Origin of the sequence: Nocardioides aquaticus, from assembly GCF_018459925.1 — a bacterium.
In the GTDB taxonomy this organism is placed as follows: Bacteria; Actinomycetota; Actinomycetes; order Propionibacteriales; family Nocardioidaceae; genus Nocardioides; species Nocardioides aquaticus.
Map to the genome: position 1 here is coordinate 2,450,738 of NZ_CP075371.1, position 16,343 is coordinate 2,467,080.

Consider the following 16,343-nt stretch of genomic DNA (forward strand, 5'->3'; position numbering starts at 1 on the left):
CCGGACCACCGAGGGCCGACCCTCGACCACCGGTCCCGCCGCCGGCGACGACCTACTCGGCGAGCCCCGAGTACGCCACCACGCCGCGCTTGAGCTGCTTGACCGTCGCCCGCGCGGTGTCGCGGAGCGGGCCGGGGCCCGCGGCGGTGGCGACCTGCCCCGAGAGGTCGACCAGCTGCTTCATCCAGCGCACGAAGTCACCCGCGGTGAGGTCGGTGGTGCCGAGGACGTCGTCGAGGTCGTCGCCCTCGGCCCACCGGAAGGCGCACCAGGCGAAGCCGGCGTCGGGGCGCCTCAGGAAGTCCAGGTGGTGCTGCTTCTCGAGGCCGTCGAGGTCGCCCCACAGCTGCATCATCGCGTCGATGGCGGCCCCGGTGTTTCCTCCGGGCACCCGCGGCGAGCGCGCGTCGTCGGGGCGGCGCGCCTCGAAGACCAGCACCGACAGCGCCGCGGCCAGGCCCGAGGACGTGAGGCCGTCCCAGAGGCCCTGGCGCAGGGACTCCGCGGCCACCAGGTCCATCTCGGAGTAGAGGCGCCGCAGCCGGGCGCCCTCGGTGGTGACCTCGTCGCCCTCGAGGTAGCCCAGCGCCGTGAGCACCTCGCAGACCCGGTCGAACTGGCGCGCGACGGTGTTCGTGCGGTTCTCCACCCGCCGGCGCAGGGTCGCGGAGTCGCGCTCGAGCTTGAAGTGCCGCTCGGCCCAGCGGGCGTGGTCCTCACGGTCGCTGCACCCGTGGCACGGGTGCGCCTTCATCCGGGCCCGCAGGTCCGAGACCCGGGCCGCCGTACGGTCCGGTCCGCCGTCCCGGCCGTCGCCGCCGGACTCGCGCGCCGACGCCCGCAGGTGCGGCGGCGGGATGTCTGCGGCGCGCTTGTGGAGCGCGTCCGCCAGGTCGCGGCGCTGCTGGGGGTTGCGGCCGTTGAAGCTCTTGGGCACCCGCATCCGGGCCAGCGCCTCGACCGGCTCGGGGAAGTCCATCGGCCCGAGCCGGCGGGCCTGGCGCTGCTGGGTCAGGACGTACGGCCGCGGGTTGTCGGGGTCCCAGCCCGGGTCGAGCACGAGGGCCGTACCGGCGAACTTCCCGCCGGGCACCTCGATGACGTCACCGATCCTGAGCTTCTGCAACGAGCCCAGGGCCAGGTCGCGGCGATCGGCGCGACGGCTGCGGCCGGCGTCCTTCTCGACCTCGTTGACCTGGCGGCGCAGGGAGGCGTACTCCATGAAGTCGCCGAGGTGGCAGGTCGCCGCCTCCGCGTACCCCTCCAGCGCGTCCTCGGCCTTGTGCAGCTGGCGGGCGAGGCTGACGACGGCCTTGTCGGCCTGGAACTGCGCGAAGGACTGCTCCAGCAGCTCGCGCGAGCGGGTGCGCCCGAACTGGTGCACCAGGTTGACGGCCATGTTGTAGGACGGCCGGAAGGAGGAGCGCAGCGGGTAGGTCCGGGTGGAGGCCAGGCCGGCGACCTCCCGGGGGTTCATCCCCGGCTGCCACAGCACCACCCCGTGGCCCTCGACGTCGAGGCCGCGCCGGCCGGCGCGACCGGTGAGCTGGGTGTACTCCCCCGGCGTTATGTCGGCGTGCGTCTCGCCGTTCCACTTGCTGAGCTTCTCGATGACCACGGTGCGCGCCGGCATGTTCACGCCGAGCGCCAGGGTCTCGGTCGCGAAGACCGCCTTGCAGAGCCCGCGCAGGTAGAGCTCCTCCACCACGTGCTTGAACGCCGGCAGCATCCCGGCGTGGTGCGCGGCGACGCCACGGACCAGCCCGTCGAGGAAGTCGTGGTAGCCGAGCACCTGCAGGTCGTCGGCGGGCAGGTCGCGGCAGGACGCCTCGACGAAGGTCCGGATCTCCTCGCGCTCGGCCGGTGTCGTCAGCCGGACGTTGGAGTCCAGGCACTGCTGCACCGCCGCCGCGCACCCGGCCCGGCTGAAGATGAACGTGATCGCGGGCAGCAGGCCCTCGCGGTCGAGCGCGGTGAGCACGTCGACGCGGCTCGGGATCCACACCCGCCGGCCGTTGCCGACCGGACGCGCGCCCTGTCCGCCCCCGGCGCCGCCACCGCCGCCGGAGGGCCGGGGCGTCTTGCCACGCCCCTTCTTCGGCGTGCGGCGGTCCTTGATCCGGGTCGCGGCCCAGTCGTCGCGGGCCAGCTTGACCAGCTCGTCGTTGACCGGCGCGCCCTCCTGGACGAACCCGGCGGAGGCGTCGACGTCGGAGGAGGCGAAGAGGTCGAGCAGCCGGCGTCCGACCAGGACGTGCTGGTAGAGCGGGACCGGGCGGCGCTCCTCGACGATCGTGGTCGTCTCCCCGCGCACGGTGGCCAGCCACTCGCCGAACTCCTCGGCGTTCGAGACCGTCGCGGACAGCGAGATCACGCTGACCGACTCCGGCAGGTGGATGATCACCTCCTCCCACACCGCGCCGCGGGAGCGGTCGGCGAGGTAGTGCACCTCGTCCATCACCACGAAGCCGAGCCCGATCAGGGTGCTGGACCCGGCGTAGAGCATGTTGCGCAGGACCTCGGTCGTCATCACGACGACCGGCGCGTCGCCGTTGACGACGTCGTCGCCGGTCAGCAGGCCGACGTTCTCCGGGCCATAGCGGGCCACCAGGTCGTGGTACTTCTGGTTGGACAGCGCCTTGATCGGGGTAGTGTAGAAGGTCTTGCGCCCGGTCTGCAGGGCCAGGTGGACGCCGAACTCGCCGACGATGGTCTTGCCCGACCCCGTCGGCGCCGCGACGAGCACGCCGCGACCGTCCTCGATCGCGCGGCAGGCGCGCAGCTGGAAGTCGTCGAGCGCGAACTCGTAGTGCGCGGCGAAGTCGCGCAGCACGGGGTACTCACGTTCTGCTCGGTAGGACGCGTAGCGCTCGGCAGGCGTGGTCATGCGGCACCTCCAGGGGCCAGGACCGCCAACGCCCCCGGGGCGGCCTCGATCGTGGTGGGCAGCGGTCCGAACCGCTCCCCGTCGGCGTAGGCGACGATGCCGGGGGCGGCGACCGTCACGCGTCGGGCACGGTGGTGGGTGTACTGCGGCAGGCTGGTGTGCGAGCCGTCGAGCAGGCGCGGGTAGGCCCGGACCAGCTCGGCGCGGCTCATCGGGGCGATCACGACCACGTCGAGCATCCCGTCGTCGAGCCGGGCGCCCTCGGCGATGCGGAGGCCGCCGCCGAAGGACGGTCCGTTGCCCACGGCCACCAGCACCGCGTCCGTACGCACGACCCGCCCGTCCAGGTCGAGGGTGTAGGACCGGGGCGCGACCCGCCGCAGCTCGACCAGGGTGGCGAGGTGGTAGCGCGCCCGGCCGCGCAGCCGGTGCATCCGGTTCGCCCGCTCGCTGACGAGGGCGTCGAAGCCCGCGGCGAAGACGGTGGAGTAGTAGCGGCCTCCGGTCACCGCGAGGTCGACGATCCGGATCGAGCCGCGGGCCACGAGGTCGGCCGCGGCGGGCGGGTCGTCGCGGGGGATGCCGAGGGCACGGGCGGTGTCGTTCCCGGTGCCGGCCGGCACGATCCCCAGCGGGGTGCCGGTGCCGGCCACCGCCTGCAGCCCGACGTTGACCATCCCGTCCCCGCCGCAGACGACCAGCGCGTCCACCCCGTCGGCGACCGCCGCGCGGGCGACGTCGGTCGCGCCGACCTGGTCGCGGCCCTCGAGCGAGCGCACCCGCACACCCAGCGAGCGCAACCTGTTCACCGCGGCGTCACGGGCGCCGGCCGAACGGCCCCTGCCGGCGGCCGGGTTGGTGATCAGCGCGACCTCGCGCTTGGGGACAACCACGCCTCGACCCTACCGAGGGGGGCGGTCACCCCCGGACGGCTGCCGGTGTGGCTAGCGGTCGTCGCCGATGCGCAGGTGCACCGCGAAGTGCTCCGGCGAGGCACCGACGGCCCGGGCCAGCCGCGACATCGCGTCGAGCACGCCCTCGGAGGTCCAGCGGGTCCCCGGGGCGGCCAGGGTCACGCGGTCGCCGTGGAGCACCACCAGGACCTGGCCGTGGCGCCACGCGCGGTGGGCGCGTACCCGGGTGTCGTCGGTGGCCACGATCGTCGGGTACGCCTCGTCGACCGCGAGCAGGTCGCACGGCGTCTCCTGGCCGGGACCGCCGGACAGCGCCCCCTCGACGAGGTGGGCCGTCCGCAGGCCCGAGCCCCCGGACCACACCACGTCGGTCTCGCCGAGCCACTCGGGCAGGTCGAACGGGTCGACCTCGACCAGCAGGGGCGCGCCGGTCTCCGCGGCGCTCACGCCTCGGCGGCCGCGACGAGGGCGGCCCGCCGCTTGGCCCGCCGCTTGTCGTTGCTCCGGGCGATGACCTCGGAGACGAGGAACAGCACGACCATCGGCATCGCCATGATCGTCATCGTGAACGGGTCGGCCGACGGCGTCGCGATCGCGGCGAAGACGAAGGTGCCCACGATGATCCAGGGCCGGTAGGCGGCGAGCGCCTTGCCCGAGATGATCCCGGCGAGGTTGAGCAGCACCACGAAGAGGGGGATCTCGAAGGAGATGCCGAAGACCAGCAGGGTGCGGCTGAAGAACTGCAGGTACTCGTTGAACTCCACCAGGTTCGTCAGCCCCGGCGGGTTGAGCCCGATCAGGATCTCCAGGCCCTTGGCCAGCGTGAGGTATCCCAGCGCGACACCGGCCAGGAAGAGCGGCCCGGCGATCGCGGCGAAGACCCGCGTCCACTTCTTCTCCCGCGCGTGCAGCCCGGGGACGATGAACGCCCAGATCTGGTAGAGCCAGAGCGGGCTGGTGGCCACGACCGAGGCGAACCCGCACAGCTTGAGGTAGAGCATCAGGCCGCCGGCAGGACCCTGCGTCGTGTCCAGCCCGCTGTTGTCGGGCAGGTTGGCGCGGGCGTCCTTGAGCGGGCCGTAGACGATGTCGTAGACCTGCTGGAAGAACAGCAGGGACACCAGCAGCCCGGCCAGCAGGATGATGGCGACCTTGAGGATGCGGGCGCGAAGCTCGCGCAGGTGGTCCGAGAGGGCCATCCGGCCGTCGTCGCCCACGGGGTGGACGGGGCGACCGACGAAGATGCGGGCGACGCCGGTGATCGACACAGGGAGCGGCAGGGTCAGCCGGGGTGACGCTCGGTGGAGGTCGTCGACGCGTCGGTCGTCGCCTCACCGCTGGCCGGGGGCAGCTCGCCCGCGACCGTCACGTCGGTGCCGTCGGTGCTCGAGACCGGCTTCGAGGTGTCCTTGGCCTTGTCCTTGTCCTTGTCGTCGTCGATCAGGCCCTTGGTCTCGGACTTGAAGATCTTCAGTGCCTGACCGGTGCTGCGCGCGAGGTCGGGCAGCTTGGCTGCACCGAAGACCAGGATCACGATCGCGAGGATGATGAACCACTCGGCGCCCTGGGGCATCCCGAGCATGGGGTAGGACATGGCGACCTCACAGACGACCCGGTCGCAGGACCGGGGCTTGGACGGCGGACGAGGCCATCCTACGTCGCTCCCGGTCGGTCGCGGACCCGAACCACGCCGCGAGCCCGCCGCCGACGCACCGTTCGGGCGCCGTCAGGGTGCTGTTGGCCGGTCGTTCGCCTGGTCGTAGAGCGCCAGCGTCTCCGCTGCGGCCCGGGCCACCGCGTCGGCGTAGGGCTCGGGACCGACGACCTCGGCGTGCGGGGCCAGGCGGAGCAGGAGCCTGGTCAGCCACCGCTCGTCGGCCACCGGGACCTCGAGGTCGACGGTGCCCTCCGGTCCGACCGGGGCCGGCCGGACGTCCTCGACGGGGTGGTAGTCGGTGACCCAGGAGGCCTCCGGGCGCAGCCGCAGCGTCACCCGGGGCGTGTCGCGGGCGGTCCCGAGCAGCGACCCGGTCAGCCGGCGGGGGCGGGCCGGGGCGGTGGTCACCTCGGCGTCGAGCACCTCGGCATGCTGCACCCGGTCCAGCCGGAAGAGCCGCGGCGCCTCGGCGCTGTGGCAGTAGGCGTCGAGGTAGGCGTGGCCGTCGTGCTCCACGACCGCACGGGGGTCGACGACCCGGTCGGAGATCTCGTCGCGCGTCGGGACCCAGTAGCGCAGCCGCACCTGGCGGCCGCGGGCCACGGCGTCGCCGAGCTCGCCGGCCAGGCGGGACAGGGCGTCACCGGCCTCGTCGGCGCCGGTCTCCACGGCGGCCGGGTCCGGTCCCCCGGCGGCTGCGGCCTCGAGCTTGCCCAGCACCCGGTCGACGACCGCGCGGGTGTCGTCCTGGGTGCCGGCGCGCAGCGCGCGCAGGGCGACGATGACCGCGGAGGCCTCGGTCGGGCTCAGCCGCAGCGGCCGGTCGAGGTAGTCGGCGTTGGCGACGCGGATGACGCCGTCGCCGTCCTCGCCCTCCAGGGCGTCGATGTCGACGTCGATCAGGTCGTCGGGGTAGCCGCCGGGCAGGCCGCACATGAAGAGGACCTTCAGGTCGGAGACGACCTGGTCACGGGACACGCCGAGCAGGTCGGCGGCCGCGGCGAGGTCGACGCTGCCGCGGGCGTGCAGGAACGGCACGAGGGTCAGCAGCCGGGTGACCTGCTCCCCCGCACCGGCGGGGGCCTTGCGCGTCGTCGGGCTCACGGGAGGTCTCCTACGGGGTCGGGCAGCGCCCGCAGGCGGGTGACCACGGCCTCGCGCAGCGTCGCCGGCTCCTCGACGAAGGCGGCCGGGCCGTGCCCGAGGACCTCGTCGGCCAGCCCGACCGTGCCGCGGGTCAGCACCAGGCGGTCCCAGTCGTCGCGACCGTCGGGGCCGGTGACGCCGACCTCGAGGTCGACGGCGTCGCGGCGCAGCGTGTGGCCGGCTCCCTGGCGGACCAGCAGCACCGACCGCTCGTGGCTGGGTGCGGGGGCGAGGCGCCGGGCGACCTCGCGCAGGTCGGTGCCGGGCGGCACGTCGTACGACCCGGGGTCGCCGTCGGTGTGCGCGCGCCCGCGCACGCGGGAGAGCCGGAACACCCGCTCGGCGCTGCGGTCGGTGTCCTGGCCCACGACGTACCAGCGTCCGGCGTAGCGGGTCACGCCCCACGGCTGCAGGTGCCGCGTCTGCGGGGCCGCGCCGGCCCGCGCGTAGTCGAAGCGGACCGGCACCCGGTCGCGGACCGCCTCGAGGAAGACCTCGAAGGACGGCTCGTCGGCGCGCAGCCGCGGCTGGACGATGTCGAGCCGGCTGGTGTCGACGTCGACGCCGGCGGCGGTCAGCTTGCGGACGGCGTCGCTGGCGGCGGTGGCGAAGCGGGCGTGGTCCCAGACCTTGGCGGCCAGGCCGACCACGGCGGCCTCCTCGGGGTCGAGGTCGATCTCGGGGAGCGCGAACTGGTCGCGACGGACCCGGTAGCCGGGCTCGTCGTCGAAGAGCGCGTCTATCGCCCCGACCTCGATCGGCACGCCGAGGCTGCGCAGCTCCTCCTTGTCGCGGTCGAACTTGCGCTCGAAGGCGTCGTCGGAGTGGTCGGGGTAGAGGATCGCGCGGATCCGCGCCTTGGGCACGAGGTGACGCTGGACCAGCAGCATGATCAGCAGGTTGAGCAGGCGCTCGGACTTCGCCTCCGTCTGCGCCTCGGGTGTCACCACGTCAGTCTCGCAGCCGGCTCATGCGGCCCCGAGGACGTCCACCACGAAGTAGAGCGTGTCGTCGCCCTCGATGCCGGCCTGCGGGCTGCCCTGCTCGCCGTAGCCCTGGGCGGGCGGGATCGCGAGCACGACGCGGCTGCCGACGGTCTGACCGACCAGCGCCTCGTCCCAACCCTCGATGACCTGCCCGAGCCCGATCCCGAAGCCGACGGGCTCGCCGCTGTAGCTCTCGTCGAACGGCTCGTCGCCGCCGTAGACCTGGCCGAGGTAGTTCGCGACCAGCAGGTCGCCCTTCTCCACCTCGGGGCCCTCGCCCTCGACCAGGGTCGCGCTGCGCAGCTGGTCGGTGGGCTCGGGCGTGCCCTGGAAGTCCCACCCGGTGGGGACGCCGTCGCGCTCCACCAGCTCGGGCACCCACGACGGGACGTCCTGCACGTCCTGGCCCTCGGGGCCCTCGAGGGGCTGCTCGACGAGGTCGACCACGAGGACGACCGGGTCGAGGTTGCCGATCCCGAGCTCGGGCACGCCGGGAAGGCCGAGGACCTCGGGGGCGGTGCCGACGGTGGCGATCCGGGACCCGACGGTCGTGCCGGCCTCGACGAGGCGGCTGGCGGCGGCCGAGGCGACCTGGTCGATGGTCTGCGGCTGCTGCGGCTCGGCACCCAGGGTGACCAGCGCGCCGGAGGTCTTGTCGTCGAAGGAGTCGTCGACCGGCTCACCGGTGAAGCCGTTGCCGATCCAGTAGTTCACGATCACCGAGTCGCCCGCGGCCAGCTCGGCCCCGTCGCCCTCGGCCAGGGTCTCGGTCTCGGTGCCGTCGACGTTCATCTCGCCGTCGAAGGCCACCTCGGGCGCGGACCCGACCTCGCCGGAGATCTCCACGGCGTCGAACCCGGTCGCCCCGCCCTCCCCCTCGTCGGACCCGCAGGCAGCGAGCGAGACGCTCAGCAGGAGCGCGGCGGAGACCGCCGCGGTACGACGGCCGGGACGCAGGAAGAGAGGCGTAGACACGTGGACAGACCCTACCGGGGCTTCCTGACCGGCCCGGAGGCTCCGGTCACATCCCGTCGATCAGCCGCTGGACCCGCTCGTCGTAGGCGCGGAAGGGGTCCTTGCACAGCACCGTGCGCTGGGCCTGGTCGTTGAGCTTGAGGTGGACCCAGTCGACGGTGAAGTCGCGGCGCTTCTCCTGGGCGGTGCGGATGAACTCGCCCCGCAGGCGGGCGCGGGTGGACTGCGGCGGGACCGTCTTGGCCTCGAAGATCTTCAGGTCGGTGGTCGCCCGGGCGACCATGCCGCGCTTCTCGAGCAGGTAGTAGAGCCCCCGCCCGCGGTGGATGTCGTGGTAGGCGAGGTCCAGCTGGGCGATCCGCGGGTGGCTCAGCGGCAGGCCGTGCTTGGCGCGGTAGCTCTCGATCAGCTTCCACTTGATGACCCAGTCGATCTCGGTGTCGACCAGGCCGAGGTCGTCGGACTCGACGGCCTTCAGCCCGCGCTCCCACAGGTCGAGGGCCTGCTCGATCACCGGCGTCGAGATCTGGCGGCGGTCCACGAAGTCGCGCGCCTTCGAGAGGTACTCCTGCTGGATGTCGAGCGCGCTGGCCTCGCGGCCGTTGGCCAGCCGGATCTTGCGGCGCCCGGTGACGTCGTTGGAGATCTCGCGGATGGCCCGGATCGGGTTCTCCATGGTGAGGTCGCGCATCACCACGCCCTCCTCGATCATCCGCAGCACGAGGTCGCAGCTGGCCACCTTGAGCAGCGTGGTCGTCTCGCTCATGTTCGAGTCGCCGACGATGACGTGCAGCCGCCGGTACTTCTCGGCGTCCGCGTGCGGCTCGTCGCGGGTGTTGATGATCGGCCGGCTGCGGGTCGTGGCGCTCGAGACGCCCTCCCAGATGTGCTCGGCGCGCTGGCTCACCGCGTACGACGCCCCGCGCGGCGTCTGCGTGATCTTGCCGGCCCCGACCACGATCTGGCGGGTGACCAGGAACGGGATCAGGATGTCGGCCAGCCGGCTGAACTCCCCCGCCCGCCCCACGAGGTAGTTCTCGTGGCAGCCGTAGGAGTTGCCGGCGGAGTCGGTGTTGTTCTTGAACAGGTAGATCTCGCCGGCGATGCCCTCGTCGTGCAGCCGGTCCTCGGCGTCGAGGAGCAGCCCCTCGAGGACCCGCTCCCCCGCCTTGTCGTGGGTCACCAGGTCGACGATGTCGTCGCACTCCGGGGTGGCGTACTCCGGGTGGCTGCCGACGTCGAGGTAGAGCCGGGCGCCGTTGCGGAGGAAGACGTTGCTGCTGCGTCCCCAGCTGACGACCTTGCGGAACAGGTAGCGGGCGACCTCGTCCGGGCTGAGCCGCCGCTGCCCCTTGAACGTGCACGTGACGCCGTACTCGTTCTCGATACCGAAGATCCGCCGGTCCATGCCCGAACAGTACGGGGGGACCGGCGGATCCGGGGGTGACCTGCCCGCCTAGCTGATCGGCGGGGCGACGGGCGCGTCCGGCGGAGCGGCGTCCGGACCCCCGGACGACCCACCCGAGGACACCTCCGCGGGCACCTCCGACGGCACCTCGGCGGACGGCAGCACCGACTCGATCCAGTCCGGGCGCAGCCGGCGGAACTTGCGCGTCTGGGTGCGGGTGCGGTCGAGCACGGCCGCCTCGAGGTCGGCCACGGGCAGCACCCGGTCGGGCGCCTCGCCCTCGACCGCGCCGAGCGCCGCGACGGCGGTCGCCAGCGCGGTCGGCAGGTCGGCGCCCTCGGTGTAGTGCTCGCGCAGGTGCGCGGTGACGGTCTCGGCGGCGCCGCCCATCACGGCGTACCCGTGCTCGTCGGCCACCTGGCCGTCGTAGGTCAGCCGGTAGACCTGGTCCGCGGCCGGCGAGTCGCCCACCTCGGCGACGAAGAGCTCCACCTCGTACGGCTTCTCGCCGCCGCTGGAGAAGATCGAGCCCAGGGTCTGGGCGTAGGCGTTGGCCAGGGCCCGGCCGGTGACGTCGCGCCGGTCGTAGGAGTACCCGCGCATGTCGGCCAGGCGCACCCCGGCGATGCGGAGGTTCTCGAACTCGTTGTAGCGGCCGACGGCCGCGAAGGCGATCCGGTCGTAGATCTCGGAGACCTTGTGCAGCGCCTGCGAGGGGTTCTCCGAGACGAACAGCACCCCGTCGGCGTACTGCACGACCACCACGGAGCGTCCGCGCGAGATGCCCTTGCGGGCGAAGTCCGCGCGGTCCTTCATCAGCTGCTCGGGCGAGACGTAGTAGGGCATGCTCATCGCGCGCCACCCCCGTACGACCGGCCGTCGAGCGGCGCGGCCGGTCCGTCGGGCCGGATCATCCGACCGGCGATCATCCGGTCGGCCACCTCGGCCACCTCGGCGTCGGGCAGGCGTACCCCGCCCTCGGCGGTGATCACGTGCACGACCGGGAAGATCCGGCGCGTGAGGTCGGGCCCGCCGGTCGCGGAGTCGTCGTCGGCGGCGTCGTAGAGCGCCTGCACCACGGCCAGCACGCAGTCCTCGCGGCCCAGGTCCTCGCGGTAGAGCTTCTTCAACGAGCCCCGGGCGAAGACCGAGCCCGAGCCGACGGCGTGGAAGGCGGTCTCCTCGTAGCGGCCGCCGGTGACGTCGTAGGAGAAGATCCGCCCGATCGAGGCGGCCAGGTCGTAGCCGGCGAAGAGCGGCACCACGGCCAGGCCCTGCATGGCCATCGGCAGGTTGTTGCGGATCAGCGCGGCCAGCCGGTTGGCCTTGCCGTCCATGGAGAGCGTCGAGCCCTCGATCTTCTCGTAGTGCTCCAGCTCGACCTGGTAGAGCCGGACCATCTCCACGGCGAGGCCCGCGGTGCCGGCGATGCCGACGGCGGAGAACTCGTCGGCGGGGAAGACCTTCTCGATGTCGCGCTGGGCGATCACGTTGCCCATCGTGGCGCGGCGGTCACCGGCCATCACGACGCCGCCGGGGAAGGTCGCCGCGACGATGGTGGTGCCGTGCGGTGCCAGGTCGCCCGCGCTCGGGGCGCCGGGACGCTGCGGACCGAGGTCGCGCGCACCGGGCAGCAGGTCGGGCGCCTGGTCGGCGAGGAAGTCGGCGAAGGACGACGAGCCCGGGGTGAGGTAGGCCGCGGGCAGGCGCGAGTCGTTCATTCGCCGCCCTTCTGGATGAACGACTTCACGAAGTCCTCGGCGTTCGTCTCGAGGACGTCGTCGATCTCGTCGAGGAGGTCGTCGACCTCCGTGTCGAGGGCTTCCTTGCGCTCGGCGACCGACGACTCGGTCGTCTCCTCGCTCTGCTGCTGCTCCTCGGTCTCCGACGAGCGCCGCGGCTGCTTCTGCTCTTGGGCCATGCTCCGACACTAGCGACTCGCCGGGTGCCGCGGGCCCCACCCCGCAGGTGCGTCCGCCGCGGCGCGAGATCAGCCGGCGAGCTCTCCCAGCAGGGCCTCGGCGGTCTCCGAGCGGTCGAGCAGGTCGCCGACGTGCGCCCGGCTGCCGCGCAGGGGGTCCAGGGTGGGCACCCGCTGCAGGGAGTCACGGCCGGGGAGGTCGAAGATGACCGAGTCCCACGACGCCGCGGCGACGTTCTCGGCGAACTTCTCCAGGCAGCGCCCACGGAAGTAGGCGCGGGTGTCCTCCGGCGGGTCGTGCATCGCGCGCTCGACGGCGTCGTCGCCGAGCAGCCGCTCGATCCGCCCGGCGGCGGCCATCCGGTGGTAGAGGCCCTTCTCGGGGCGCAGGTCGGCGTACTGCAGGTCGATCAGGGCCAGCTTGGCGTCGTCCCAGGCCAGGCCGTCGCGGTCGCGGTACTGCTCGAGCAGCTTCAGCTTCGCGACCCAGTCCAGCTCCCCCGCGCACTCCATGGGGTCGCGGTCGAGGCGGTCCAGCACCGACTCCCAGCGGGCCAGCACCTCGACGGTCTGGGCGTCGGCGTCCGAGCCGAGCCGGTCCTCGACGTGCTTGCGGGCCAGGTCGAGGTACTCCATCTGCAGCTGCACCGCGGTGAGCCGGCGGCCGTCGGCCAGCGTCAGCAGGTGCTGCAGCGACGGGTCGTGGGAGACCGCGCGGAGCGAGGCGACGGGACCGGAGACCATCAGCTCGCGGCCCAGGAACCCGTCCTCGATCATCGCCAGCACCAGCGAGGTCGTGCCGACCTTGAGGAACGTCGAGACCTCGGACATGTTGGCGTCGCCGATGATGACGTGCAGCCGGCGGTACTTGTCCGGGTCGGCGTGCGGCTCGTCGCGGGTGTTGATGATCGGACGCTTCAGCGTGGTCTCGAGGCCGACCTCGACCTCGAAGAAGTCCGCACGCTGGCTGACCTGGAAGCCGTCCTCGCGCCCGTCCTGGCCCCGGCCGACCCGGCCGGCGCCGCAGACCACCTGGCGGGAGACGAAGAACGGGGTCAGGTGGCGCACGATGTCGGCGAACGGCGTCGAGCGGCGCATCAGGTAGTTCTCGTGCGCGCCGTAGGAGGCGCCCTTGCCGTCGGTGTTGTTCTTGTAGAGCACGATCGGCGCGCCGCCGGGCATGCTCGAGGCGCGGCGCGCGGCGTCCAGCATCACCTGCTCCCCGGCCTTCTCCCACCGCACGGCGTCCAGGGGGGTGGTCACCTCGGGCGTGGCGTACTCGGGGTGCGCGTGGTCGACGTAGAGCCGGGCGCCGTTGGTCAAGATGACGTTGGCCAGCCCGAGGTCCTCGTCGGTCAGCTGGCTCGGGTCGGCGACCTGGCGCGACACGTCGTACCCGCGGGCGTCGCGCAGCGGCGACTCCTCCTCGAAGTCCCACCGCGCACGACGGGCTCGTACGGTGGCCGAGGCGTAGGCGTTGACCACCTGCGAGGAGCTGACCATCGGGTTGGCCGACGGCTGCCCGGTGACCGCGATGCCGTACTCGATCTCGGTGCCCATGACCCGACGCACGCTCATGCGCCGAGCCTACGCGCCACCCCCGGCCGGAGCCGGGGGTGGCGCGGGCGGCCGCTCAGAGGTACTGGCCGGTGTTGCTGACCGTGTCGATGGACCGACCCGGCTCGGTGCCCTGCTTGCCGGTCACCAGGGTGCGGATGAAGACGATCCGCTCCCCCTTCTTGCCCGAGATCCGCGCCCAGTCGTCGGGGTTGGTGGTGTTGGGCAGGTCCTCGTTCTCCTTGAACTCGTCCACGCAGGCCTGGAGCATGTGCGAGACCCGCAGACCGCGCTGGTCGTGGTCGAGCAGGTCCTTGATCGCCATCTTCTTGGCCCGGTCGACGATGTTCTGGATCATCGCGCCGGAGTTGAAGTCCTTGAAGTACAGGACCTCCTTGTCGCCGTTGGCGTAGGTGACCTCGAGGAAGCGGTTCTCCTCGGTCTCGTTGTACATCCGCTCGACGGTCGCCCGGATCATGCCGCCGACGCACGCGTCGCGGTCCCCGCCGAACTCGCGGAGGTCGTCGGCGTGCAGCGGCAGGGTCGAGGTGAGGTACTTGGAGAAGATGTCGCGCGCCGACTCCGCGTCCGGGCGCTCGATCTTGATCTTCACGTCGAGCCGGCCGGGCCGCAGGATCGCGGGGTCGATCATGTCCTCACGGTTCGAGGCGCCGATCACCAGGACGTTCTCGAGCGTCTCGACGCCGTCGATCTCGCTGAGCAGCTGCGGGACGATGGTGTTCTCGACGTCGGAGGAGACCCCCGAGCCGCGGGTGCGGAACAGCGAGTCCATCTCGTCGAAGAACACGATCACCGGGGTGCCCTGGCTGGCCTTCTCCCTGGCCCGCTGGAAGACGAGCCGGATGTGCCGCTCGGTCTCCCCGACGTACTTGTTGAGCAGCTCGGGGCCCTTGATGTTGAGGAAGTAGGACTTGCCCTCCGCACCGGTGCGCGCCGCGACCTTCTTGGCCAGCGAGTTGGCGACCGCCTTCGCGATCAACGTCTTGCCGCAGCCCGGGGGGCCGTACAGCAGGACGCCCTTGGGCGGCTTGAGCTCGTGCTCCTTGAACAGCTCGGGGTGCAGGTACGGCAGCTCCACGGCGTCCTGGATCTGCTCGATCTGCCCGCGCAGGCCCCCGATCGACTCGTAGGCGATGTCGGGCACCTCCTCGAGCACGAGCTCCTCGACCTCGGACTTCGGAACCTTCTCGTAGACGTAGCCGGCGCGCGGGTCGAGCAGCAGGCTGTCGCCGGCCCGGATCGTGTCGTCGCGCAGCGGCTGCGCCAGGCGGACGACGCGCTCCTCGTCGGCGTTGGCGATGACCAGGGCCCGCTCGCCGTCGGCGAGCAGCTCCTTGAACATGACGACCTCGCCGACCTGCTCGAACTCCAGCGCCGCGACCACGTTGAGGGCCTCGTTGAGCATGACCTCCTGGCCGCGGCGCAGCTCGTCGAGCTCGACGGCCGGGCTGACGCTGACGCGCAGCTTGCGGCCGCCGGTGAAGACGTCGACGGTGTCGTCCTCGTTGCGCGAGAGGAACGTGCCGAAGCCGGCCGGTGGCTGCGCCAGCCGGTCGACCTCCTCCTTGAGCTTCATGATCTGGTCGCGCGCCTCGCGCAGGGTCCCGGCCAGCCGCTCGTTCTGGGCGGTCACCGTGGCCAGGTTGCGCTGGGCGTCGGCCAGGCGCAGGTCCAGACCGCGCGAGGTGCCCGGCGACTCGCTCAGACGACGCCGGAGCTCACCGATCTCGGACTCCAGGTAGCGCACCTGGTTGGCCAGTCGTTCCTGCTCGCGGCCCGGGGTGTCGGGTCCTGGTTCGCTGCTCGACATGAGCCCACCTCCTGTCCGGTCGACCCTACCTGTGGGACCCGACGCCACGGGGTGCGTCCGGGCGTGGCGCGGACGGATCACCCGCCCGCGGGCGGTTCTCCCAGGTCGGCGACGTCGGCGGGGCGCGGGCCGGTGTAGTCGGGGCCGTACGCGCCGGGCGCCGGGCGCCGACGCTTGCGCGGCGGGCTCTGCCCGGGCGCCATCCGGCGCGCGGTCACCAGGAACGCCGTGTGGCCGATCATCGAGTGGCCCGGACGGACCGCCAGGCCCTCCACGTGCCAGTCGCGCACCAGCGACTCCCAGGCGTGCGGCTCGGTGAAGCCGCCGTGCACCCGCACGGTCTCGGTGAACTTCGACAGCTGGGTGGTGGTCGCGACGTAGGCGCAGACGATCCCGCCGGGCCGCAGCGCGCCGGCGGCCGCGTCGAGGCACTCCCAGGGGGCGAGCATGTCGAGGATGACCCGGTCGTACCGCTCCCCCGAGGCCGGCAGCTCCTCGGCCAGGTCGCCCAGCCGGAGCGACCAGGCGGGGTGGCTGGAGCCGTCCGGGCCACCGAGGAACTGGTCGACGTTGCGGCGCGCGACCTCGGCGAACTCCTCGCGGCGCTCGTAGGAGGTGACCTTGCCGTGGGGGCCGACGGCGCGCAGCAGCGAGCAGGTCAGCGCACCGGAGCCGACCCCGGCCTCGACCACGTCGGCGCCGGGGAAGATGTCGGCCATCGCCACGATCTGGGCGGCGTCCTTGGGGTAGACCACGGCCGCGCCGCGCGGCATGGAGACCACGAACTCAGAGAGCAGCGGCCGGAAGACGAGGTACTCGCCGCCGGCGGTCGAGGTCAGCGTGAAGCCCTCCTCGCGCCCGATCATGTCGTCGTGGTCGACCGAGCCCTTGTTGGAGAAGAACTTCTTGCCGGGCACCAGGGCGAAGTTGTGCTTGCGGCCCTTGGTGTCGACCAGGCGCACCCACTCACCGGTGCGCAACGGGCCGCGGTGCACCCCGCCCCAGGCCTCGGGGGGCACGTCAGGGCTGTCCTGCCGGGGGTCCTGCTCAGGGTCCTGCTG

At 72.5% G+C, this 16,343-nt stretch carries 15 protein-coding genes; all 15 read right to left on the bottom strand.

What is annotated here, in order from left to right; all coding sequences use genetic code 11:
• Positions 1-52: 52 nt before the first annotated feature.
• The 15 genes from ENKNEFLB_RS11900 to ENKNEFLB_RS11970 all read right to left on the bottom strand — a co-directional run bounded on the left by ENKNEFLB_RS11900 (position 53) and on the right by ENKNEFLB_RS11970 (position 16,277).
• Complete coding sequence (locus tag ENKNEFLB_RS11900) at positions 53-2,887, bottom strand: DEAD/DEAH box helicase (RefSeq protein ID WP_214055631.1); 2,835 nt, start codon at positions 2,885-2,887, stop codon at positions 53-55.
• The gene (locus ENKNEFLB_RS11905) at positions 2,884-3,780 is read right to left on the bottom strand and encodes a YegS/Rv2252/BmrU family lipid kinase (protein WP_214055632.1); all 897 of its coding nucleotides are present in this window, start codon (positions 3,778-3,780) and stop codon (positions 2,884-2,886) included. The genes ENKNEFLB_RS11900 and ENKNEFLB_RS11905 overlap by 4 nt, the downstream gene beginning before the upstream one ends.
• 51 nt (positions 3,781-3,831) lie before the next feature.
• Positions 3,832-4,248, bottom strand: coding sequence for a hypothetical protein (locus ENKNEFLB_RS11910; RefSeq protein ID WP_214055633.1), 417 nt, complete (start codon positions 4,246-4,248; stop codon positions 3,832-3,834).
• Positions 4,245-5,069, bottom strand: a complete 825-nt coding sequence (gene tatC / locus ENKNEFLB_RS11915) for a twin-arginine translocase subunit TatC (protein WP_214055634.1) — start codon at positions 5,067-5,069, stop codon at positions 4,245-4,247. The genes ENKNEFLB_RS11910 and tatC overlap by 4 nt, the downstream gene beginning before the upstream one ends.
• 14 nt (positions 5,070-5,083) lie before the next feature.
• Positions 5,084-5,395 carry a Sec-independent protein translocase subunit TatA gene (gene tatA / locus ENKNEFLB_RS11920; RefSeq protein WP_214055635.1) on the bottom strand — a complete coding sequence of 104 codons (312 nt, stop codon included), beginning with the start codon at positions 5,393-5,395 and terminating at the stop codon, positions 5,084-5,086.
• A 132-nt stretch (positions 5,396-5,527) separates the two neighbouring features.
• Positions 5,528-6,562 carry a helix-turn-helix transcriptional regulator gene (locus ENKNEFLB_RS11925; RefSeq protein WP_214055636.1) on the bottom strand — a complete coding sequence of 345 codons (1,035 nt, stop codon included), beginning with the start codon at positions 6,560-6,562 and terminating at the stop codon, positions 5,528-5,530.
• The gene (locus ENKNEFLB_RS11930; protein WP_246535499.1) at positions 6,559-7,554 is read right to left on the bottom strand and encodes a helix-turn-helix transcriptional regulator; all 996 of its coding nucleotides are present in this window, start codon (positions 7,552-7,554) and stop codon (positions 6,559-6,561) included. The genes ENKNEFLB_RS11925 and ENKNEFLB_RS11930 overlap by 4 nt, the downstream gene beginning before the upstream one ends.
• A gap of 18 nt (positions 7,555-7,572) precedes the next feature.
• Complete coding sequence (locus ENKNEFLB_RS11935; RefSeq protein ID WP_246535500.1) at positions 7,573-8,565, bottom strand: FKBP-type peptidyl-prolyl cis-trans isomerase; 993 nt, start codon at positions 8,563-8,565, stop codon at positions 7,573-7,575.
• Between the two features lie 46 nt (positions 8,566-8,611).
• Positions 8,612-9,973 carry a Pup--protein ligase gene (gene pafA / locus ENKNEFLB_RS11940; RefSeq protein WP_214055637.1) on the bottom strand — a complete coding sequence of 454 codons (1,362 nt, stop codon included), beginning with the start codon at positions 9,971-9,973 and terminating at the stop codon, positions 8,612-8,614.
• Positions 9,974-10,021: 48 nt separating this feature from the next.
• Complete coding sequence (gene prcA, locus ENKNEFLB_RS11945) at positions 10,022-10,825, bottom strand: proteasome subunit alpha (RefSeq protein WP_214055638.1); 804 nt, start codon at positions 10,823-10,825, stop codon at positions 10,022-10,024.
• Positions 10,822-11,694 carry a proteasome subunit beta gene (gene prcB, locus ENKNEFLB_RS11950; RefSeq protein ID WP_214055639.1) on the bottom strand — a complete coding sequence of 291 codons (873 nt, stop codon included), beginning with the start codon at positions 11,692-11,694 and terminating at the stop codon, positions 10,822-10,824. Before prcB ends, prcA begins: the two co-directional genes overlap by 4 nt.
• Positions 11,691-11,894, bottom strand: coding sequence for a ubiquitin-like protein Pup (locus tag ENKNEFLB_RS11955; RefSeq protein ID WP_160007628.1), 204 nt, complete (start codon positions 11,892-11,894; stop codon positions 11,691-11,693). Before ENKNEFLB_RS11955 ends, prcB begins: the two co-directional genes overlap by 4 nt.
• Positions 11,895-11,963: 69 nt before the next feature.
• Positions 11,964-13,472 (bottom strand): depupylase/deamidase Dop, encoded by a 1,509-nt coding sequence (gene dop, locus ENKNEFLB_RS11960; RefSeq protein WP_275955889.1) that lies wholly within the window; start codon positions 13,470-13,472, stop codon positions 11,964-11,966.
• A 55-nt stretch (positions 13,473-13,527) separates the two neighbouring features.
• Positions 13,528-15,282 carry a proteasome ATPase gene (gene arc, locus ENKNEFLB_RS11965; RefSeq protein ID WP_214055640.1) on the bottom strand — a complete coding sequence of 585 codons (1,755 nt, stop codon included), beginning with the start codon at positions 15,280-15,282 and terminating at the stop codon, positions 13,528-13,530.
• A gap of 77 nt (positions 15,283-15,359) precedes the next feature.
• The gene (locus tag ENKNEFLB_RS11970; protein WP_214059444.1) at positions 15,360-16,277 is read right to left on the bottom strand and encodes a tRNA (adenine-N1)-methyltransferase; all 918 of its coding nucleotides are present in this window, start codon (positions 16,275-16,277) and stop codon (positions 15,360-15,362) included.
• Positions 16,278-16,343 lie beyond the last annotated feature (66 nt).

Excerpts from the sequence above, each read along its gene's own strand:
- ENKNEFLB_RS11900 (WP_214055631.1), bottom strand. The coding sequence starts at position 2,887 with ATGACCACGCCTGCCGAGCGCTACGCGTCCTACCGAGCAGAACGTGAG.
- tatA (WP_214055635.1), bottom strand. The coding sequence starts at position 5,395 with ATGTCCTACCCCATGCTCGGGATGCCCCAGGGCGCCGAGTGGTTCATC.
- pafA (WP_214055637.1), bottom strand. The coding sequence starts at position 9,973 with ATGGACCGGCGGATCTTCGGTATCGAGAACGAGTACGGCGTCACGTGC.
- prcA (WP_214055638.1), bottom strand. The coding sequence starts at position 10,825 with ATGAGCATGCCCTACTACGTCTCGCCCGAGCAGCTGATGAAGGACCGC.
- prcB (WP_214055639.1), bottom strand. The coding sequence starts at position 11,694 with ATGAACGACTCGCGCCTGCCCGCGGCCTACCTCACCCCGGGCTCGTCG.
- ENKNEFLB_RS11955 (WP_160007628.1), bottom strand. The coding sequence starts at position 11,894 with ATGGCCCAAGAGCAGAAGCAGCCGCGGCGCTCGTCGGAGACCGAGGAG.
- dop (WP_275955889.1), bottom strand. The coding sequence starts at position 13,472 with ATGAGCGTGCGTCGGGTCATGGGCACCGAGATCGAGTACGGCATCGCG.
- arc (WP_214055640.1), bottom strand. The coding sequence starts at position 15,282 with ATGTCGAGCAGCGAACCAGGACCCGACACCCCGGGCCGCGAGCAGGAA.